The organism is Vibrio furnissii CIP 102972, from assembly GCF_000176175.1.
In the GTDB taxonomy this organism is placed as follows: Bacteria; Pseudomonadota; Gammaproteobacteria; order Enterobacterales; family Vibrionaceae; genus Vibrio; species Vibrio furnissii.
On the sequence record NZ_ACZP01000014.1, the window covers coordinates 46,139 to 67,766 of the forward strand.

At 50.2% G+C, this 21,628-nt stretch carries 20 protein-coding genes; 10 read left to right on the top strand and 10 right to left on the bottom strand.

The annotated features are described in order from the left end of the window. From VFA_RS10435 to VFA_RS10455, 6 genes are all read left to right on the top strand, one after another. A complete protein-coding gene (locus VFA_RS10435) occupies positions 1-1,911 on the top strand; it encodes a bifunctional diguanylate cyclase/phosphodiesterase (RefSeq protein ID WP_004726738.1) in 1,911 nt (636 codons plus the stop codon). Between the two features lie 11 nt (positions 1,912-1,922). Then, entirely contained in the window at positions 1,923-4,037 is a 2,115-nt protein-coding gene (locus VFA_RS10440) for a type I secretion system permease/ATPase (protein WP_004726740.1), read from the top strand. A 185-nt stretch (positions 4,038-4,222) separates the two neighbouring features. Then, entirely contained in the window at positions 4,223-6,376 is a 2,154-nt protein-coding gene (gene yccS, locus VFA_RS10445; RefSeq protein ID WP_004726742.1) for a YccS family putative transporter, read from the top strand. Positions 6,377-6,573: 197 nt separating this feature from the next. Next, a complete protein-coding gene (locus VFA_RS23895; protein ID WP_004726743.1) occupies positions 6,574-6,735 on the top strand; it encodes a hypothetical protein in 162 nt (53 codons plus the stop codon). Between the two features lie 57 nt (positions 6,736-6,792). Next, a complete protein-coding gene (locus VFA_RS10450) occupies positions 6,793-7,077 on the top strand; it encodes a hypothetical protein (RefSeq protein ID WP_014257409.1) in 285 nt (94 codons plus the stop codon). A 121-nt stretch (positions 7,078-7,198) separates the two neighbouring features. Next, the gene (locus VFA_RS10455; RefSeq protein WP_004726748.1) at positions 7,199-8,461 is read left to right on the top strand and encodes a hydroxymethylglutaryl-CoA reductase; all 1,263 of its coding nucleotides are present in this window, start codon (positions 7,199-7,201) and stop codon (positions 8,459-8,461) included. Between the two features lie 105 nt (positions 8,462-8,566). Here the strand turns inward: VFA_RS10455 and modC are convergent, their stop codons facing one another. The 4 genes from modC to VFA_RS10475 are packed head-to-tail and all read right to left on the bottom strand — an operon-like array spanning position 8,567 to position 12,639. Beyond that, positions 8,567-9,676: a molybdenum ABC transporter ATP-binding protein ModC gene (modC, locus tag VFA_RS10460; RefSeq protein ID WP_004726750.1), complete on the bottom strand. Its 1,110-nt coding sequence runs from the start codon at positions 9,674-9,676 to the stop codon at positions 8,567-8,569. Continuing rightward, positions 9,673-10,383: a molybdate ABC transporter permease subunit gene (modB, locus tag VFA_RS10465; RefSeq protein ID WP_004726752.1), complete on the bottom strand. Its 711-nt coding sequence runs from the start codon at positions 10,381-10,383 to the stop codon at positions 9,673-9,675. Before modB ends, modC begins: the two co-directional genes overlap by 4 nt. Next, the gene (gene modA / locus VFA_RS10470) at positions 10,373-11,158 is read right to left on the bottom strand and encodes a molybdate ABC transporter substrate-binding protein (protein ID WP_004726754.1); all 786 of its coding nucleotides are present in this window, start codon (positions 11,156-11,158) and stop codon (positions 10,373-10,375) included. The genes modB and modA overlap by 11 nt, the downstream gene beginning before the upstream one ends. Further along, a complete protein-coding gene (locus VFA_RS10475; protein WP_004726756.1) occupies positions 11,155-12,639 on the bottom strand; it encodes a cobyric acid synthase in 1,485 nt (494 codons plus the stop codon). Before VFA_RS10475 ends, modA begins: the two co-directional genes overlap by 4 nt. 165 nt (positions 12,640-12,804) lie before the next feature. On the opposite strand from VFA_RS10475, the gene VFA_RS10480 reads away from it, so the two are divergent. The 3 genes from VFA_RS10480 to VFA_RS10490 all read left to right on the top strand — a co-directional run bounded on the left by VFA_RS10480 (position 12,805) and on the right by VFA_RS10490 (position 14,657). Continuing rightward, a complete protein-coding gene (locus tag VFA_RS10480) occupies positions 12,805-13,176 on the top strand; it encodes a YgiW/YdeI family stress tolerance OB fold protein (RefSeq protein ID WP_004726757.1) in 372 nt (123 codons plus the stop codon). A gap of 151 nt (positions 13,177-13,327) precedes the next feature. Continuing rightward, the gene (locus tag VFA_RS10485; RefSeq protein ID WP_004726759.1) at positions 13,328-13,852 is read left to right on the top strand and encodes a hypothetical protein; all 525 of its coding nucleotides are present in this window, start codon (positions 13,328-13,330) and stop codon (positions 13,850-13,852) included. Positions 13,853-13,976: 124 nt separating this feature from the next. Next, positions 13,977-14,657: a PilZ domain-containing protein gene (locus VFA_RS10490; protein ID WP_004726760.1), complete on the top strand. Its 681-nt coding sequence runs from the start codon at positions 13,977-13,979 to the stop codon at positions 14,655-14,657. Here VFA_RS10490 and luxQ read toward each other — a convergent pair. From luxQ to VFA_RS10515, 5 genes are all read right to left on the bottom strand, one after another. Beyond that, positions 14,654-17,230: a quorum-sensing autoinducer 2 sensor kinase/phosphatase LuxQ gene (gene luxQ, locus VFA_RS10495; protein ID WP_038151558.1), complete on the bottom strand. Its 2,577-nt coding sequence runs from the start codon at positions 17,228-17,230 to the stop codon at positions 14,654-14,656. The genes VFA_RS10490 and luxQ overlap by 4 nt on opposite strands. A gap of 20 nt (positions 17,231-17,250) precedes the next feature. Next, positions 17,251-18,348 carry an autoinducer 2-binding periplasmic protein LuxP gene (locus VFA_RS10500; RefSeq protein WP_004726763.1) on the bottom strand — a complete coding sequence of 366 codons (1,098 nt, stop codon included), beginning with the start codon at positions 18,346-18,348 and terminating at the stop codon, positions 17,251-17,253. Positions 18,349-18,767: 419 nt separating this feature from the next. Continuing rightward, positions 18,768-19,058, bottom strand: a complete 291-nt coding sequence (locus VFA_RS10505; protein ID WP_004726765.1) for a GIY-YIG nuclease family protein — start codon at positions 19,056-19,058, stop codon at positions 18,768-18,770. A gap of 10 nt (positions 19,059-19,068) precedes the next feature. Continuing rightward, positions 19,069-19,704: a YceH family protein gene (locus VFA_RS10510; RefSeq protein ID WP_004726766.1), complete on the bottom strand. Its 636-nt coding sequence runs from the start codon at positions 19,702-19,704 to the stop codon at positions 19,069-19,071. A 43-nt stretch (positions 19,705-19,747) separates the two neighbouring features. Further along, the gene (locus VFA_RS10515) at positions 19,748-19,945 is read right to left on the bottom strand and encodes a hypothetical protein (RefSeq protein ID WP_004726768.1); all 198 of its coding nucleotides are present in this window, start codon (positions 19,943-19,945) and stop codon (positions 19,748-19,750) included. Between the two features lie 189 nt (positions 19,946-20,134). Between VFA_RS10515 and VFA_RS10520 the strand changes: the two genes are divergently transcribed. After that, positions 20,135-20,452: a DUF496 family protein gene (locus VFA_RS10520; protein WP_004726770.1), complete on the top strand. Its 318-nt coding sequence runs from the start codon at positions 20,135-20,137 to the stop codon at positions 20,450-20,452. A 161-nt stretch (positions 20,453-20,613) separates the two neighbouring features. On the opposite strand, the gene VFA_RS10525 is transcribed toward VFA_RS10520, so the two are convergent. Continuing rightward, positions 20,614-21,582: a phage integrase gene (locus VFA_RS10525; RefSeq protein ID WP_004726771.1), complete on the bottom strand. Its 969-nt coding sequence runs from the start codon at positions 21,580-21,582 to the stop codon at positions 20,614-20,616. Positions 21,583-21,628 lie beyond the last annotated feature (46 nt).

The window sequence follows — 21,628 nt, forward strand, 5'->3', positions numbered from 1 at the left end:
ATGACACTATACAAACAACTGGTCGCCGGCATGGTCACGGTACTGATTCTGTTGATGATTTGCGTATTCATCATCGAATTTAAGACCACCCGCAACAGCTTGGAGCAGCAGCAACGCTCAGAAGTCAGTAACACCATCAACACGGTGGGTTTGGCGCTCGCGCCGTATCTAGAGAACAAGGACACCGTGGCGGCCGAATCGGTCATCAACGCATTGTTTGATGGCAGTACCTATTCGGTGGTTCGCCTGACATTTCTGGATGACGATGCAGAAATTGTTCGTTCCTACCCAATCAAACCAAGCCAAGTGCCTGACTGGTTCACCAATCTCGACCTGTTTGAACCCATCCATGATCGCCGCGTCGTGACCAGCGGTTGGCTACAACTGGCAGAAGTGGAAATTGTCAGCCATCCGGGCGAAGCGTATGCACAATTGTGGCAAGCCTTGATTCGCCTCTGCCTTGCATTCGGTTCCATTACCCTTGTTGGCCTGATTGCCATTGCGCTCATCGTGCGCCACGCGCTCAAACCGTTGCAAATGATTGTGCAGAAGATGGAGCAAATCGCCCGCAACCAATTTGGGGAGCCGCTGCCTTTACCCGATACACGCGATTTAATCGCTGTAGTGGATGGTATCAACAGCATGTCTGCTCAAGTGGAAAAATATTTCAAAGCGCAAGCGCAAGAAGCGCAGATGCTGCGTGAACGCGCCTACATCGACCCAGTGTCTCAATTGGGTAACCGCGCCTACTACATGAACCAGTTGAACGCTTGGCTCAGTGACAATGCCATCGGCGGTGTCGCCATTTTGCAAGCGCAGTTCATTAAAGATCTTTATGAAGAGAAAGGTTACGAAGCGGGTGATGGCATGGTGCGCGATCTCGCAGCGCAACTGAAAGCCACCATCACCACGCCCAATGCCACCATTTCACGCATTTCGACCGAAGAGTTTGGCTTGATCTTGCCGAACTTGGATGAAAGCGAGCTACGTCTGGTCGCCGATGGACTCATCAATGCCATTCAAGTGGTCAACCCCGATCCAACCGGCATGGCGGCAGCAGACGCTGCATTGGGCGTAGTACACAACAAAGACAATAAGACGTCGACCGAAATGTTGTCGCTGCTCGATAACGCCGTCGCAACCTCGAAAGCCAATCCAGAGATCAAATACGGTTTTGTCACCAGCGCCACCAACCAAGTGGTCATGGGTAAACAGCAATGGAAAGCCTTGGTGGAAGAAGCCATTCATCACGATTGGGTCACGTTCCGCTTCCAAGCGGCAAATAACAGCTGGGGTCAAACGTTCCACCGCGAAGTGTTTTCAGCCATTGAAAAAGACAACGAGCGTTACAGCGCCAACCAATACCTGTTTGCGTTAGAACAACTGCACGCCAGCCACCTGTTTGACCAATATGTCTTACAAACCATGGCGGAGAAACTTGAATCAGGCGAACTCACCGACACCCTCGCCATCAACATCGCGCAAAGCAGTATCGAGCAACCGAGCTTCATTCGCTGGGTGACGCAGTTGCTGGCGCGTCACAAAACCGTGTGCGACAAGCTGCATTTTGAAATTCCAGAAAGCTGCTTTGTCAATGCACCGCACCACACTGCGCTGTTCTGTCATGCGGTGCGTAGCGCGGGCGCGGGCTTTGGGGTCGACAACTACGGGCGGAACTTCCAATCGCTGGATTACATCAATGAGTTCCGCCCCGATTACGTCAAACTCGATTACCTCTTCACTCACCATTTGGATGATGAGAAGCAGAAATTTACCCTCACTTCCATCTCGCGCACCGCGCACGATTTGGGCGTCACCACCATTGCGTCACGGGTGGAGACACAAGTGCAGCTTGATTTTCTGTCGGAGCATTTTATCGATGTGTTCCAAGGTTTTATTGTGGATAGATAAGGATGCACGCGATGCAAGATACGCTGCTCAATTCCCTGATATACGTCAGCCGGTATTACGGCCTCGCCAATTCGCCGGAGGCGTTGGTGAACGGCCTGCCGCTTTCCGACGGCAAGCTGACGCCATTTTTATTCCCACGTGCTGCCGAGCGTGCGGGGCTGGTCGCCAAAGAAAATCGAGCTGAACTGAGTGCGATTCCACATTTGGTATTTCCGGTCGTCCTGCTACTCAAAAGTGGCGAAGCGTGCGTGCTCAGCAGCATCAACGAAGAGAAACAGGAAGCAGAAATTGTCACGGCCGAATCCGGCATGGTGCCCGTCGCCTACCCTTTGGCAGAATTGGCGGAGCGTTACATTGGCCGCTATTTCATGGTCAAAAAGCAATTTCGTTACGACGAACGATCGCCAGAAGTACTCAAAACGCGCCACGGCCACTGGTTTTGGGGCACCATTTGGCAATCCAAACGCATCTATCGAGACGTGTTGATCGCCTCCATTCTGATTAACCTGTTTGCGATTGCGGCCCCTATGTTTACCCGCTTGGTCTACGACAAAGTGGTCCCCAACCTTGCGTTTGAAACCTTGTGGGTACTAGCCAGCGGCGTGTTCATCATCTTCTTGTTTGATTTAACCCTCAAGCTGCTGCGCAACTACTTCATCGACGTGGCGGGGAAAAAGTCCGACATTCTGATTTCATCCAAACTGTTTGCCAAAGTGATGGGCATTCGCATGGAATCTCGCCCGCCGTCGGTTGGCGCATTTGCGCGTCATTTGCAGGAATTTGAATCGATTCGTGAATTCTTTACCTCTGCGACCATCGCGTCTCTGATCGACCTGCCATTTGCGCTGCTGTTCTTAACGCTGATTTGGCTGATGGCCGGCAATCTGGTGCTGGTGCCCGTCGCAGGTGTGGTGATTTTGATCGCCTATTCGCTGCTGATTCAAGCACCACTGCGCCGCGCGATCGAAGAAGGATCGCGTCTGGCATCGCAAAAATATGCCAACCTGATAGAGAGCTTAGCGGGGTTAGAAACCCTGAAATTGTTTGGGGCGCAAAGCCAATTTCAATATCGCTGGGAAGAAGCGGTGGCGCACATGGCCAACTGGAACATCAAAAGCCGCCGCATCACCGATGGCATTCAAAACACCGCCGGTTTTGTCCAGCAGGCGTCGAACGTCGGCATGATCATTCTCGGTGTCTATCTGATTGCGGAAGGCGAACTCACCATGGGTGGTCTGATTGCCGCTACCATGTTGAGCGGCCGCGCCATTGGCCCGCTGGTACAGCTTTCGTTGCTTTCCACCCGTTATAACCAAGCCAAATCATCACTGACAATCATTGAGCAAGTGATGAGCATGCCGGACGAACAGGAAGAAGGAAAACGCTACATCCATCGCCCGATGATTCAGGGCAAAATTGAGCTGGATAAAGTGACGTTCCACGACCCAAATTCGCCAGTGGCTTCGATTCGTGACCTGAGCGTCACCATCAATCCGGGTGAAAAAGTGGCGATTATCGGTCGTATCGGTTCAGGGAAAACGACTTTAGAACGCCTCATTATGGGCCTCTATCAGCCAACCGAAGGTCACGTCCGAATTGATGATACCGACATCAAACAGCTTCATCATATTGATGTACGACGCAACATTGGCTGTGTGCCGCAAGAGAGCGTGCTATTTTACGGCACCATCCGTGACAACATCACTCTGGGTCGTCCATTGGCGGATGATCGCGATGTGATGGATGCTGCCAACCGCGCCGGTGTCACCGTGTTTACCCAACAAGATCCAGCGGGGCTTGAACGCCAAGTGGGTGAAGGCGGTTTACTGCTGTCGGGAGGACAACGTCAAGCGGTGGCCATTGCCCGTGCACTGCTTGGTAGACCACCCGTACTGCTGATGGATGAACCCACCAGCGCGATGGACAACCGCTCCGAAATGCAGATTAAGCATCAGCTCAGCCAACTCACCTCGAGCGAAACCTTGGTGCTCATCACCCACAAAACCACCATGCTTGATGTGGTTGATCGGGTAATTGTGATGGAGAAAGGCTGCATCATCGCCGATGGCCCTAAAGAGATGGTGCTGAGCGATCTGCGTCATGGGAAGGTTCGTGCCGTCAATTAATCACACATCTAATCGCGCCATCGCCACATCATAATGAGCGCTTCAAAGCGACAGCCCTTCCGCTGTCGCTTTTTATTTGCCCCGATAAAATCACGCAACGATTTAAATATTTTTTATTCTCGATCAGACTCTTACAGCACACTTCTGCTAAACTCTCACTTTTCAGTCTGGCGTAAAATTTCACTGTGCAGCTACTCAATCAACTTCGACTCTATTGGGCCAATAAAACCTTCAATTATTGCGTTCTGATCCTGATCACCTTGCTTGGTGTGGTTATCCCTGCCTGGCACTACAACCTCAATACGTGGGTCACGCCGCTGATTCTTGGGGTGATTGCAGCGGCATTGGCAGAGCGCGATGATAGTTTTACCGGCCGCCTCAAATCCATCACGCTAACGTTTATCTGTTTTGCGATCGCCGCATTCTCGATTGAAATTCTATTTCGCACACCGATTCTGTTTGCCATCGGTCTGTTCATCTCAACCTTTGGGTTTATCATGCTCGGCGCAATGGGTTCCCGTTACGCCAGTATCGCCTTTGGTTCGCTCTTGATCGCGATTTACACCATGTTGGGCGCCCACCAAAGCACCAACATTTGGTTCCAGCCACTCCTGCTGCTCACGGGGAGCGCTTGGTATTATTTGGTGTCGATGTTTTGGCATGCATTTTGGCCGATGCAGCCGGTACAACAAGATCTCGCCAACGTATTTGTGCAATTGGCCAACTACTTTGAAGCGAAATCGAAGCTCTTTCATCCGGTGTCCAACCTCGTACCGCAGCCACATCGGATTACCGAAGCCAATTTAAATGCCGCCACGGTGAACGCACTCAACCAAGCGAAAGCCACGTTTTTGACCCGTTCCAAGCGCGGCCATGTCGACAGCACCAGTGACCGATTCCTGAAAATTTACTTTTTAGCGCAAGACATTCACGAACGCGCCAGCTCAACCCATTATCGTTACCAAGATCTTGCCGATAACTTTGGCCGTACCGATGTGCTGTTTCGTTTTAGACACTTACTGGAAACACAAGCCAAAGCGTGCCGCGAAATCGCGCACTCCATCCGCATTGGCCGCAGCTACCAGCATGGCAGCGAATCCGTGCTCGCCTTGGATGAATTGCAGCTTTCCCTGACGTATTTGCAAGAGCAGAAGCGCCCGGAATGGAAGATGCTTCTCGCTCAATTGGGATATTTATTCAATAACTTAGCCACCGTCGAGAAGCAGTTGTGTAACGTCAGTAACCCAGATGTTTCCAAACCAGAAGAAGACGTACTGGACGATACCGAAGCCCACACGCTCAAAACCTTGTGGCTACGAATTAAAGCTAACCTCAATCAAGATTCGTTGCTGTTTCGCCATGCCGTGCGCATGTCGATCGCCCTCACCTTGGGTTATGGCATCTTGCAGGGGTTGGGGCTGGAGCGTGGCTATTGGATTTTGCTCACGACACTGTTTGTCTGCCAGCCCAACTACGCCGCAACGCGCCAGAAGCTGACTTCTCGTATTATTGGGACACTGGCGGGGTTGTTGATTGGTGTGCCGCTGCTGACATTCTTCCCTTCTCAGGAAAGTCAGTTGGTGCTGATTGTCTTTTCCGGCGTGATGTTCTTTGCCTTTCGTCTCAACAATTACGGTTATGCCACCGGTTTTATCACCCTACTGGTGCTGTTCTGCTTTAACCAATTGGGCGAAGGATTTGCGGTTGTTCTACCCCGCCTTGCCGACACATTGATTGGCTGCGCACTGGCCGTTGGCGCGGTGATTTTCATTCTGCCCGACTGGCAATCAAAACGCCTGCACAAAGTCATGGCCGACGCCATTGATGCCAACAAACAGTATCTTGGGCAAATCATTGGCCAGTATCGAATTGGTAAGAAAGACAACCTCACCTATCGCATTGCCCGTCGGAATGCGCATAACCAAGATGCCGCGTTGGCAGCAGCAGTCAGTAACATGTTGGCAGAGCCCGGGAAATATCGCACAGCGACGGATGAAAGCTTCCGTTTCCTGACGCTAAATCATGCGTTGCTGAGCTACATTTCCGCATTGGGCGCGCACCGCACGCGCATCGACGATGAAACCGTGCACCAATTGGTGCTCGATTCCCATCGCGTCATTCACCAACATCTGGATATTCTGTATCAGCAACTCTTCACGCATTGCGGCGACTGCGATACCAGCACGATCGAAGATGCGGGCCTCGAAAAACGACTGGCAGAATGGCGTGAAGAAGACGACAGTTCCGCTCGTATGGTACTGCAACAACTTCACCTGATTTATCGCATGCTTCCCGAACTTCACTCGCTCGCCAGCAAGTTTGCCGTACGAGTTGGTTAAATATGCAACACGTTTAAAGAGGGCGAATTCGCCCTCTTTGACGTTTTACTGGATATATCCTGACAATTTTCGGACAAAAAAACATCGTTCAAATACTAATTTTGTAGTCAGAAAAGTCCTACACGAGTAAGACAATCATGGGATACGAATACGAAAGGTTGTTTCTGAGTCATCGGAACGCCATTCAAGGTATGAGAATGAACAGCGCTCAGTTTGAACAATTAAAATCACAATTAAAGTTAATGACACCCCAACAACTCAAGTCGTTGCAGGGTGAAATTCGTCATTCATTGGAGCAAGAACAAACCACGTTGCTCACCGATGAAGAGATTGATGTGATTGCGAGCTTGTTTTCCTGAGCGACTTGCACTTTTGAATCTCCGGACGTAAGCTTTTAACAGTCAAGAGGAAAGCCAATGCCTGTTTCAGCCGTACAACCAGGGTATTCAATCATCCAACAGTCATCCAAAATGGCCGAGGATGCTGCGCGTGAAATTCAGCAAAACAAAGCTTTCGAACCCACCCAACTGTCTGATAAAACCCTCGAGTTCAACAAAGTTGAGGTCGATAAACCGCGTCGTTCTGATCCCATCGATCCGTTAGTCAAACTCAACCAATCCCAGCAGTACGCTCGAATCGGTACCAACGTGTTGCAACGCGATCAGGACATGATCGGCAGCCTCCTTGATATCAGCGTCTAATTTGACACCGAACATTTAATGCGCGCTCTGACATCACGCAAATTGTCAGTGTGTGTGTCGACGTATTGAGTTTGTACCCTGCCTCGGTACAATGCCCCCAAATTTTTGAATCCGTATCCCTATGCCAAAACTAAATCTGCATCGTCGTGAAGGCGCTACTGCCCTTCAGCATGCCTTGACGACCGACCAGTTCACGTCTGCGTTAGAACCCAAACACACAAAACCTGCCACCAAGCTGACGGCCAGCCCCGCCTTAACGGAAAAGCACGTACAGCAGCGTTGGGAAAAGTTAGCACTCGACAGTGCACAAACCGTGTTGTTCGATCCGGTGACTGAGCAGCACATGGCGGCATACGACAAAAACATTGAATACTTCATCGGCACGGTGAAGGTGCCTGTGGGCGTGGCAGGTCCGCTGCGCGTGAATGGTTTGCACGCCAGCGGCGATTACTTGATCCCGCTGGCCACCACCGAAGCTGCGTTGGTGGCGTCTTATCATCGTGGGAGCCGGTTGATCACTGCCTCCGGGGGCGCCAGTGCCATGCTGCTCAACGAAGGCGTCACGCGCACTCCTGTGCTTGCGTTTTACAACCTCGCGCAAGCGGGGCAATTTGTCGCTTGGGTTACCACACAGTACGACGTGTTTAAATCACTGGCGCAATCAACAACTGCGCACGGTCAATTGCACGACATCAATGTCACCCTGGAAGGTAATCATGTCTACTTGGTATTTGAGTATTTGACGGGCGATGCTTCCGGGCAAAACATGGTGACGATTGCCACCAACGCAGTATTTGACTTCATCATGCAGCATTCACCGATTGCGCCGGAATACGCGTTTCTCGATGGCAATTTGTCTGGCGACAAGAAAGCCAACAGTCATGTGTTACGCAGCGTACGCGGCAAGAAGGTGACGGCTGAAGTTCATTTAACGGCTGATTTGGTCAGAAAATATCTTCACACCACCCCCGAAAAAATGGTGCAGTTTGGTCACATGACAACGTTGGGCGGCGCGCTGAGTGGCAGCATCGGCGTGAATGCACATTATGCCAATGCGCTCGCAGCGCTGTACATTGCATGCGGCCAAGATGCTGCGTGCGTCGCGGAGTCAGCGATTGGGATCACGCGAATGGAACTCAACAAACATGGCGGTTTGTATGCCAGCGTCACCCTCCCCAACCTGATGGTGGGCACCGTAGGCGGCGGCACAGGTTTACCGAGCCAAAAGGCGTGCTTGGACATTTTGGGACTCGCGGGGAATGGCAAGGCCAGAGCCTTGGCTGAAGTCGCCGCCGGGTTGTGTTTGGCTGGTGAACTATCCATCGTTGGCGCATTCAGCGCAGGGCACTTTTCTCGTGCGCATCATAAGCTGGCTCGCGGATAGGTGTTCAACGCTGCGCGTTAAGTGCAGGCCTTACAAGCTCAACACATTAAAAATATCTAAAACATTCACGCATGAAAACGCCTTCTGTGAGAGAAGGCTTTTTTGTCACACGTGGCTAAGCACCACATCGCGCTGGGACACACTCACCCCTTTGATCTGCGCGTAAACTTCCATACCCGGCTGTAACGCCAAATCTTGCAGCGCCCACTCGGTAATTGTCGCCCAGAGGAAAATATCGGGGGCCAACGCCAACTTTAAAGCGATGCTTTTCTTATGTTCGCCCTGTTGATGATGTTCAATCTCATCAATGCGCGCCGACAAAATATTTCGAATTGAGGTTTTACCCGGTTTTTCTAAGGTCACCGATACGTCGTTGGCTCGAATCTGCAAGCGAATCGGCGCATTGAGTTCGCCATCAACCTGCTGAACCCAAAGCCCAACGTTGGGCGCCAATAACACTTGGGTCAAACCAAATTGATCATGATGCTGCGCGATGGTGCCGGAGAACAGCGTGCTCTGATCGCTGAAAGATTGCCAAGGGCGCATACTTTTAGATGACCACACCTGTTCAATCGGCCCAGACGCCACCACGCTGCCCTGATCAATCACCACCAGATGATCGGCCAAACGCAGGATCTCATTCATGCTGTGCGTCACATACACAATGGGGATTTCGACTTGTTGCGCGAGCTGTTCAAGAAACGGCATCACTTCGCGTTTACGCGGCATATCAAGCGATGCAAGTGGCTCATCCATCAACAATAAATCCGGTTGCGATAGCAATGCGCGGCCGATGGCCACACGCTGTTTCTCACCCCCAGACAACGCATTGGGATAACGATCCAGCAACGGTTCTAAGGCCAACAGCGCCACCACCGAAGCAAAATACGATGCATCTTTTCGCCGTACGCCATAATTTAAGTTGCCGCGCACCGTGTAGTGCGGAAACAAGCGCGCTTCTTGAAACACATACCCAATACGGCGGTGTTCAATCGGCAAGTTGATGCGCTGCTTGGTGCTGAACAACACGCGATCTTGAATCGCGATTTCACCGCTGTCCGGTGCAATCAAACCACTAATCACGTTAATCAGTGAGGTTTTGCCTGCGCCTGAGCGGCCAAAAATCGCGGTGATCCCTTTGCTGGGCAGCGCCAGTTGCACGTCAAACTGAGTCGCGCCTAAAGTTTTCGTAAACTGAACTTGCAACGCACTCATCGGCTGACTCCCAATTTATGTTTCATTCGTCGGCTCACCCACTCGGAAATAAACAAGGAGAGCAACGCAATGACGATGGAAATAACGCACAGCCTAGCCGCTTCCATCTCTGCCCCTGGCGTTTCCAAAAAGTTATACATGGCAAGGGGAATGGTTTGCGTTTCACCCGGAATGTTCGACACAAAACTGATGGTGGCACCAAACTCACCGAGGCTGCGTGCAAACGAGAGCATTACCCCCGTGATCACGCCCGGCAGCGTCAGCGGCAATGTGATAGTCACAAACACTTTGAGCGGCGACGCGCCCAATGTGCGAGCGGCTTGCTCAAGTTTCGGATCCACGCCTTCGAGGCTCAGACGAATGGAGCGCACCATGAGTGGTAGCGCGATCACCACACACGCCAACACCGCGCCGCGCCAACTGAAGCTAAACGAGATACCAAACCACGCATTGAGCCACTGGCCAATCGCGCCTTGTTTGCCCATGGAAATCAGCAGCAAATACCCCACCACTACCGGTGGCAGCACCAATGGCAAGTGCACCAAACTGTCCAGTGCACTTTTACCGAAGAACTCTTTGCGCGCTAACAACCAACCGATGCCCAGCCCGATGGGGAGCAGCCACAACACCGCATACCCAGCCACTTTCAGGCTGAGCAGCAATGCCGTGAGTTCGTAGTCGCTCAGGAGCGTGATATTACTCAGCAAACGTCTCAGTTCCCATATCGGTACGGAAGCCGTAGTGTTCCATCACCGCTTTCGCTTTGTCTGATTTCAAGAAATCCACAAAGGCGCGGCTCGCATCTTTGTCGGTAATTTGTACCAATGGGTAATGAATCGCGCTGTGCAGCGCTGGATCGAATGTCGATAGGATCGCCACGTTATCGGTCAAAGCGGCATCGGTTTTGTACACCATGCCCAATGGTGCTTCGCCACGTTCCACCAATGCCAACGCAAGGCGAACGTTATTGGTTTGAGCCAGTTTAGGTTGCAGCGTATCCCACACACCCAAATTAGTCAGCGCTTCTTTGGAGTACATGCCCACAGGCACGGCATCGGTGTTACCCACCGCCATGCGGGAATCTTTCAAAACGTTTAACCATGCTTGTTTGTTGGCAACATCAAACGGCTGTTGTTCAGAGGCGCTTGGCTTAATCAAAACCAGCTGGTTACCCGCCAGAAGAGTGACATTGTCACGGCTAACAATGTTGTTTTTGATCAGGTGTGATACCCAAGTTTCATTGGCAGACAAAAAGACGTCTGCGGGCGCACCACGTTCAATCTGACGTGCAAGCGAAGAAGAACCACCATAAACCGGAACCACATCCACATCGTGATCCGCCTCATACGCCGTAATCAAGTCATCGACAGCGTTCGTCATCGAAGACGCCGCGTAGATATTGACGGTATCTTTTGCCCAAACCGAGGTGCTTGCCAACACAGCACCAAGCAAAACGGCGATTTTTTTCATTTTATTGTTCATGATGAGAGTCCATAGATTTCTGGCCATAATAAAGCAAGATCGAGATGCTGCTCGATAGCGTCGGCGATACGATCGATCGCCTGCTCTTTTGCAGCAACATGATCATGCACTTGAATCGCGTCTGCGCCGGCCCATTGACAAATTAAGTCAGCGGCAGAAAAAGTATCAAATACACCGTGTAAATACGTGCCAACGATATGATTGCAGGGACTGATCAAGCCATCAAACGCACCGTCGTGAAGTTGAATGGGCGCCACACCCGTTGAATTTGGCGAGGCAACACTTCGGCCAACATGAATTTCGTAGCCGGAAACAGGCGTGGATTTACCGTTGAGTCGCAATGTACCGGCCACATTAGTGAGTTGCTTTTCGCCGGTTAGCGTGGTTTCCATCGCCAATAGCCCAAGGCCTTGCGTGCTGCCGGGTTGACCTTCCACGCCATCTGGGTCATGCACCCAGTCTCCCAGCATCTGATAACCACCACAGATGCCCATCACTTTGCCGCCAAGGCGTAGATGACGCTGAATATCTTTGTCCCAACCTTGCTGCTTCAGGTATTCCAAATCGGCACGTGTCGATTTACTCCCCGGCAAAATAATGAGGTCCGCACGGTCCAAACGTTCACCTTTGCCGACATACCGCAAGTTGATGTCTGGGTTGAGTCGTAATGCATCAAAATCGGTGTGATTACTGATGCGCGTAAACACGGGCACCACCACATTGAGCTTCACCGCTGCGCCCACCACTTGGTTGGCGGTAATCGCATCTTCCGCTTCGAGATCAAAACCGTGTAAATAAGGCAACACGCCAATCACCGGTTTGCCGGTTTTCTCTTCCAGCCAATCGAGCCCCGATTGCAGCAAGCCAATGTCCCCCCGAAAACGGTTAATCACAAACCCTTTCACTCGCTGCTGTTCCGATTCCGATAACAGCGCCAGCGTGCCATACAGGTGAGCAAAAACACCGCCACGGTCGATGTCTGCGACAATAATCACCGGCACGTCCGCTGCTTCAGCAAAGCCCATGTTGGCAATATCATTTTCGCGCAGGTTGATTTCAGCCGGGCTACCTGCCCCTTCAATCATGATGCTGTCGTAGTCTTGTTGCAGGCGGGAGAACGAATCAAGCACAGTGTGCATCGCCACTTTCTTGTAATCGTGGTAGCCATTGGCTTCCATGTTACTCAATGCGCGCCCTTGTAAAATCACTTGGGCACCGGTATCTGAATTGGGTTTGAGGAGCACGGGGTTCATGTGCACGCTCGGGTCAATGCCGCACGCGAGTGCTTGCACAGCCTGAGCACGGCCGATTTCACCACCATCTGACGTCACGGCACTGTTGAGTGCCATATTTTGCGGCTTGAAAGGGGCAACTCGAATCCCCTTGCGGGCAAGCACACGGCACAGACCTGCCACCAACACACTTTTACCGGCGTCAGAAGTTGTGCCCTGTACCATCAGAGCGTTTAGCGACGATTCCATAATTCTGCTGATTGTGAAGTTTGTCTCATTGTATACCTGTTGAATATAAAGAAAAGTGGCACGTTAAATGAACCGAAGATTAATGGTTAAATCAGCCTTGATTCAATGTGATCATGTTGAAATCCCCTTATTGAACCAATAACAGCAAACAATAAGGAAACTCCCATGAAAAAATCCAACGTACTTTTCGCTGCATCTGCACTGATTTTGGCTCCCACCCTGGCATTCGCCGGTGAAAAGCACCACGGCAATACCGTGCAGTTTAACGGCCCGGTTGAAGTCACTTCCGTCCAATCGTTACTCGATGAAAGCACATGGTTTGGCGACAAAGATGTTGTGGTTGAAGGGCATCTGCTGCGCCAAGTGCGTAAAGACACCTTCGTATTCTCCGATGGCAACACCGAGATTCAAGTTGAATTGGATGACGACATCATCCTCAAACAACCCCTTGATCCTCAGACTAAAGTGCGTCTGTACGGCGAATTTGAGAACGGTCGCACGCCAGAAATCGAAGTCGATCATATTCAACTTCTTTAGGCCTCACGGGGTAAAATTTGTCCTGATGCTCATTTTTGCCGCGCCAACCCCGGCAAGTGACGTTATAAGATTGAATTATTTGATGAAATGGCCTGTAATTTGCAGGCCATTATTCTATATTTGAAATCTATTTGATTTAGGACGAACACCCATGCTTAAAAGAACCTGCCTGGCTGGCCTTATCGCAATTGCCAGTGTCCTGCCAACCACGGCATCAGCCAATAACTTTAACTACAACTTTTTGGAAGTGAGGACCGCGCTGAGTCCTGAATCATTTGGTGGAGAATTCAGCACGTTTTTTACCGAAAACTCCCATTTCGTTGGCCGTTTAGATTCCCGCTTTGAGGGCGATTGGGATTTGGCGGGCGGCATTGGCTTCAATGGCCCATTGAACCAGTTTGCTGACGTATACGGCCAAATGCTGATCCACAGCATTCGCGGCAACAGCGACGAAAACCACGAAACCGAAACCAACATGGAAATCAACATCGGCACACGCATTTGGCTCACCAGCCAAATCGAAGGTCATGCACGGATTGGCCGCAACGATGACAACTCCGTGTTCATCGCCGGGGTTCGCTTCCATTCCACGCAGCAAATGGTACTCAATGCCGAAGCGCGTAACGCAGGCGTTTGGGGGCCACAGATCAGCATGGGCGTTCGTTTCCAATTCTAAATCCTGACTTTCGCTTAACGCTTTTCACTCATTCTGATCAATGAGAACGATGGTAAATGTAATATAATCTATCGGGTCAGGTCGTTTTTCTGATCTGAACCGATAGATTAGGACAAGAAACCCCATGGCGACATCAAGCTCCACTGAACCTGCCGATCTCACCAAATTCCTCAAACCCGGAATGAAAATTTCCGCCACCATTCAATTTGGGCCGGATGACAGCTTTGCATTCTCCACCACACTGATTGGGTTTAAAGGTGAGCAATTTCTGATTCTAGATATGCCCCACAAAGTCCATGAAAGCTTGGTGATGCGTAAACTCTCGAATGTCCAGATTGTGCTTCGTGGTGTATGCGACACGGAGCTGGGCCATGTGATTGCATTTAAAACGTCGATTCTGCAGGCGATTTCGTCACCACACACGTTGTTTTTCCTGCGCCCGCCCAAGCATTTCGTCACGAAGACCATTCGCGAGCATGAGCGTTATAAGATTTCGATGCCGGTGACCTTAACCGAGCAAACCGATCAGCTAGAAAAATCGTTCAACGGCACGCTGGTCGACTTTTCCGTCTCGGGTTGTGGCATCTTTGTTTTAGGGGAAAACGAGTTGACACTAAACAATGCCGTTCGCTTTAGCTGTGAGCTGGATTCGTTGCTGCCCGAGGACCTCACGAGCCACATTGCCAACATTCGTCGTCAGCATAAAGGGCACATGATCGGCGTGCAATTTGATACCCCACTCGCGATGTCGGATGAATTGAAGATGGCGATGTTTGACCAAACCTTCAAGCATGCCACGGTCTAACGTTCGGTCACCGCAAGCTCGGCGGCATGCGTTTTGAAATTCACCAAGGCTTGATGCAAGGTCTCTTCTTTGATGGGTTTCACAATGACGTATTCTGCACCCGCCGACATAAAGGCCTCTTGCGTTTCCGCCATACCATCGGCAGTACACGCGTAGACCGGCATCGCCAGCCCCATGTCATGTTTGATGATGCGCGTGGCATCCACACCATCGAGATACGGCAGTTGGTTGTCCATTAAGATCAGATCGTAGGGCTGATGTTTCACTTTCTCGATCGCTTGCAATCCATCAGTCACCCAATCCACATTCATGCCGTATTTTTTGCAAAACGCACGTGCGATGAAGGCATTGGTGTGATTGTCTTCCACCAAGAGCACGTTGACGACTCCGTCAAACAACTCATAGCGTGACTTGCCTTCGTTGTGTGCGACGGTTTGCGTTTCGGCGGTCACAATCTCCAACGGCAATTCGATGGTAAACCGCGTGCCAACGCCAAAGCTCGACTTCACTTCAATCGAACCGCCGAGCATTTCAATCAAGCTATGTACAATCGCCAGCCCAAGGCCGCTGCCGCCATATTCACGCGTGTTGGTCGATTCCGCCTGCACAAACGGTTCAAAAATGAGCGCTAAATCTTGCTCACGAATCCCAATACCGGTATCTAAAACGGTAATCTCAAGTTTCGCGCCCGCTTCAGTCTCTAAAAGATGAAGCTGAATATTGATGGCGCCCTCATGGGTGAACTTCACCGAATTGTTGAGCAGGTTAAACAGGATCTGATTGAGTCGCACTTGATCGGTGCGCACCACCAAATCGTCGCCAATATTGGTGTTGAGAGTCAGCGTTAAGCCTTTTTCACGACACAAAGGCCGATAGATGCGTTCAATGGCAGACACCACATCCACCAACGGGAAATCCGCTTTCTGGATGCGAAATTTGCCTTGCTCAATCTTAGAGAAATCAAGAATGTCATTCAGCACCGCCAATAGATGCTCACCACTGCTGCACAGCACGTTGACCTGTTCGGCCTGCTCTTTCTCCGTGACTGTGCGTTTCAGCAGTTGCGAAACGCCCAAAATGCCATTCAGTGGCGTGCGCAATTCATGACTCATTTTCGCCAGAAAATCAGCCCGAACGCGCGCCGACTCTTCCGCCTCTTTACGCGCAATGCGGCTTTGTTTTTCGGCCTCAGCAATGGAAGTGACGTCTTGACCTTGCGTGATAATCGATTCAATGCGGTTTTCAACCACAATGGGAGACAAGTTCCACAAGATCACTCGGCCATCCACTTCCGTATTCACTTCTTTGAGGATTTCCCCTTGCGCCGCCAATTTAATTTGTGGAATCAGTTGGCGTTTCAGCACTGAAAACAGCGAATGATCGTCGGCGTTATTGCGCAGAAAGTGCGAATGTGCTGACGGGTTCATACGAATCAATTCGCCCTCAGCCGTCCATAAAATGGTGGGTGACAGCGCAAAATTAAACAAATCTTCGAACTGTTTCTCTTGATCGGATAAGCGCTGAAAGGTGTGCTCCAACGTTCGGCCAAAGTGGTCGAATTCATAGATTTTCGAGCCGGGGAAGAAGTCATCCAAGCCCCGCTCCGCCACTTTGTGGGTGTAGGTCATCAAACCATCGATTTCGGATTCAATCCTACGCTGCAACCACCAGCGCGTGAGAATGGACACCCCAACCATCGCCACCAAAGCAAACACCATCCAGAAATAGTAGTTGTTGCGCAGGCTCAGGGCGTTTTCGTTGCTTTGCACAGAATAGATGCTGAGATAGGTCGGCACCCCTTCCACTTCCAGCGCCGTTTTGGCCACCATATTTTTGTCGTACAAGGCATCGCTCAGGCCATCTTCCAGCACATCAAAGGTCGAATAGGATTCATCGCCATTGAGTGTTGAAGCCAACACCTCAGAGCCCACCGTTAAAATCAGGTTTTGCGAGTTACTGCTGTCGCGGATGGTTTCAATCAACGTGAAGTTGTTGTTGAGCACGGTACTGACATACAAAAAGCCAATCACTTCACCCGTTGCCGTATCCACAATCGGTGAGCGGCGAACCAATAAATACGCCGTGCCCAGCACCGATGGCGTTTGAATCAGATGCCAGTTGCTGCTGATCGACACTTTGCGAATGATCTTATTGAGCTCTTTGGGGGGAACGCCGTAAAACTGCGAATTGCCATCTTCCCATACCATCTCTTTGAGGTCGGTGATGAAACGAATGTCTGGTGTATTGTTGAGTTCGAGCTGATCGACGCTCAAGAAATACTGATCCAACGCAGCGCCGCTGTCGCTGTTTAACGCTTGAATAAGACTGGCATTTTTCGCGCTGCTGTCTTGGTGAATTTGCAACGTGGCGAGACGATAATTAAACAGGTTTTGAATCAGACTGGAGGTTTGGGTCGAGGTGCGTGCCACTTCTTGCGAAATCAAGCGGCTGCTGATTTGATAGCTCTGGAAAAGTACCGTCAATGTGAGCGCGCCGAGCACAGTGACAATGGCTCGGCTGATGAAGGTCGCTATTTTTCTTTTCTGTTTGACTGTACTAGCCCTGATGCTCACTCAGTGTTCCCTGTTGCCGACTAACGGTCGGAATAACGAAAGGCGCGTTGCTTAAACAAACCAATTTTTTTCGGCTGATCGTCTTTGGTCACGATCTCAAAGTCACCGGAATACACCACGGGCACGGCCAAACCTTCCAAATCACGTTTGATCGCTTCCGCCATCGCAATGCCGGTATCATCATTGATTCTCATGACAGTAACATCAAGATGACCTTCATCCAAGGCTTCTAGCTCTGCCGAGCCACCACCCCAGCCGTTCACCTGAATATCTTCACGTTTTAGCGCTTGTAGCGCCTTGGCTGCGCCCAGTGCCACATCGGTGGAACAGGCGTAAATAAATTTAATATCCGGGTCATTTTTGACAATGTTAACAGTGGCTTCATAGCCACTTTCTTGGGTCGCTTTGGTGTAATACGACGAGGCCAGCTGGTAATCGCCCGTGCTTTCCATCTGCTGAATGAAAGTGTCGCCACGCGCATCGCTGACGTACCCTTCAGAAAAATACAGCACCGAATACTTGCTGCCTTTGGGCACATGTTCGCGATAATACTGCGCAAGTTGCTGCGCACCGAGTTCATGGTCAAACCCAACGTACATCATCGGCTGGCGTTCATCCCAGTCTCGAACCGGCGTGGTGATATTCTGCAAAATCAATTTGGTCGGTGACGAATTCAGAACGTGTTCAATAAACTTGCGGTGGCGCGTTGTATCCAGCGTGAAAATCAAATAATCCGTGTTGTTCTTCACCGCTTCCATCAACGACAAGCTTTGTTGACGAGTGTCTTGGTTCGGGCGCGTAAACACCTGATTAATCTGGTATTCAATACCTAACTCTTCCAATCGCATTTCAAACGCTTTGATGTTGCGCACCCAGTAATCGGAGATCTGCTGCCCCGGATAAACCACCGAAATGGTCACCGGCGTTTGTTGTTTGACCGTCAGCCGCTGAGACGATTGACGCACCGCATCAGACAACGACTCCGTCAGTGCCTTTTGTTGCGGATTGGCATTCAGAAATTCCTGATAATGCCAGTAACCATTCAGCACTTGTGATGAATACGAAGAGGCAAAAGGAGTGAAACCAAGTAAAAGAGAAAGAAAAAGCGTTTTCTTCATTCCACACATTCCGTCGTTCTGTTGATCATGTCCATCAACAAAGTTTATGAACTGCTTGGCATAACAAGGAAAGAATTCCCTAAAATATCAAGCAAATAATAACGTTTAAGATTATTAAGCATACGGCCCGCAATTAATAGCGCGTAGCACGAAAAAATCATAAAAACATTCAGCAAGTGACTAAATTAACAGCAATTTCTTTAAACCGCATAACATATTTCATCTATCTTATGACCGAATATTATGTCAGCCAGAGAAAATACAGCGCAGCCGAACGCCCGAGCAATGCTTCACCCACAACCCATTAGCTAGGCTAATGGATTTTATTATGAAACTTCACTCTTAAAACGATTGATATGGATAAAGATTAATACAGAGAATCGAATTTCGCCTGTCAAAAGGCAAAAATGATTGGGGACTTAATTCAGTGAAGGCAGTGGATGCTGATCCAAGATCAGACGCTCTTTTTGTACTTTAGAGAGCTGCTTGATGCGGTACTCCAGTTTGAGCGCATCACCTTTGCTTGGGCCAATTTCATGTTGCCAAGCCAGCGTCAACGGTCCTTTGCCCCGCAGCGCTTTGGCACCTTGCCCTTTTTGATGCTGAGTAAAGCGCCGTGCGACATCCGTCGTGATGCCGCAATACAGCGCGTTACTGGAAGTCCGAACCAGATAAATCCACCAGCTCGGACTCGAGATGTCTTCGTTCATGCCGAAGCGGTTACAGCTTTTGTTCGATCAACGCGCGCAGTTCCGCCACTTCGTCTCGCAGCGCCGCCACTTCTTGTTCTAACGCTTCAAGCTGTGAGTTGGACGGTTCGCTGTCGGCAAAGCTTGCCAATGCATCAACATCCACATCGCCAGAAAACAGGTGCTGATAACGAGACTCACGCTTGCCCGGTTCACGTGGCAATTTCACCACCAATGAGCGATTGGCCAGCGCTTCCAGCACCGCTTCGGTTTCTTTTACGTCAGTAAAATTACATAAACGGTTCGTGCGCGTTCTCAGCTCACCCGGCGTTTGCGCGCCGCGCAGGAGCAAACAGCAAACCACGCCAAGCTCTTGCTCATTCAATTTCAAGTCGCCAAATTCGGTGTTGCAAAAACGGTGCTGGTATTTTGAGGCGCGGCTATTAAACGCACTTTCGTCACTCACCAAACGACGCGCGATCAACGCTTCAACCGTATCTTGCACATCCGCGTCCGATAACGACAACACAGGTTCGCGATTGCTCTTCTGATTACACGCAGTGGTCAAGCTGTTGAGCGTGAGCGGGTAATGATCTGGGGTGGTAATTTCCTTTTCAATCAGGCAACCAATGACACGGGCCTCTAGCGGGGAAAGTTCGTTACTCATTTTCGTTTCCTTCTTTTATCGAGGCTAGCCTCGTCTCCCATTCTTAATGTTCTGAAGTCGGTGAAAATCGCACAATGCGTCCGTTTTCATCAATCATGACAACTTTAGAACGGTTTAATTCAATTTCTACTAATTCAAGGCGTTGCCGTTCGCTGATATAGGCTTGACGCAGTTTTGGCCGCAAATCTGGCTTGGCCGATTGCTCGTCGAGTTGGGGAACAACAATTTCTGAAGATTGCATGCTCGAATCATTGTTTCGTCATCAATGGAGCCCATGATATAGCGCAATTTCAGGCAAGTACAATCTCTGCGAAGACCGAGTGACTATTTATTGGTCAAGGTGTCGTCAGGTTTGATCTAAAGGCTGTTATGAGCCTTGATGTTGTGTTTTAATCATTGACAGTTGCATTCATTTTAGGAAAAGGGACCTATGAACAGCGTATTTGAAATCGTGAGTCTGGCTCGCCGCAAAAACAAACTAAAACGTGAACTTCTAGACAACGAGAAGAAAGTTCGTGACAACCGTAAACGTGTTGATTTGCTAGAAAACCTGGTGGATTACATCAAACCTGACATGACTCAGGAAGAAGTGATCGCGATTGTGAAAAACATGAAAGCGGATTACGAAGATCGTGTGGACGACCACATCATCAAAAGTGCAGAAATCTCTAAAGAACGCCGTGAAATCAGCCGTCGCATTCGCGAGCTGACCGAACAAGACAAACTGATTCATCAAGGCAAAAAATAAACCTGATGCTTGAGTTTAAAACCCGCCCATTGGCGGGTTTTTTATTCCCGCCACACCTAGCAAACCCCAGTATTTTCAATGCCTCCAGACATACTCAATCACCTTTATATGTATCGATGTATAGTCTATGTGGTCAATTTGTGGATCATTTTCAGGCCACTTTAAAGGCTGTTTAAGGGGTTGAATCTGACTGCGTCTTGCAGGTAATCCGGCGCGAAATGCGCGTAGGTCATCGTTTGTTGAATCGTCGCGTGGCCGAGTATTTTTTGCAGCGTGAGGATGTTGCCGCCGTTCATCATAAAGTGGCTGGCGAACGTATGGCGAAGGACGTGGGCAGCCTGCCCTTTGGGTAAATCGAAATTGCACTGTTTGAGCTGCACATAGAACTCGGCGTAACAATCTTTGAACAGTCGGCCAGATTTGCCTGTGACGATTTCATCTTGCAGTTCTTGGCTGATCGGCACCGTGCGGTCTTTCCCGTTCTTGGTATCGAGAAAGGTCACTTTGCCATGGCTGACCGTGCTGCCCTTTAACTCCTCCGCTTCGCCCCATCTGGCCCCTGTTGCCAAACAGAGCTTGGCAACCTTGTAGCTATCGCCGGAAAGCACACTGAGCAAGTGATTCATTTCATCAACCGAGAGAAATGCCATTTCGCGCGTTTTGGGGACTTTCAACTTGAAGCCAGAAACCGGGTGCGGGTTGTGGAACTCCTTCACCGCGATGAGCGCGGTAAACACGTTGCTCAAACAGTTCATTTTGCGATTAAAGGTAGTCATCGCCCTGCCCTTGTTAAGCTGAGCCATTCGGTAATCTGCGAGCAGTTTGTGGGTGATCTGGTGCGCTTTAGGAAAGCCGAGTTCTTTGTCGACCAGTTTCACTTCCTTCAGGTAGGCTTCGGCGGTTTTCTTCGATTGCCCTTCGTACTTCCACCACAGTGCAATCAACTCACTTAAAGTGCGGCGATCGGCAGGCTTCTCTAACCACTCTTTATCATGGGCCGTCGCCAGAACATGCTTTTCATATTGGGTGGCTTCAAACTTGGTATCGAACTGGCGGCGGTAGCGCTTACCGTTCCGGCCCTGTGGCCGCAAGTCAACCAACCACTTCTTGCCCTCTTTCTTAATGCTCATAATCTGCTCACTCAACAACATGAACAGAAATAATAAATCACAACTG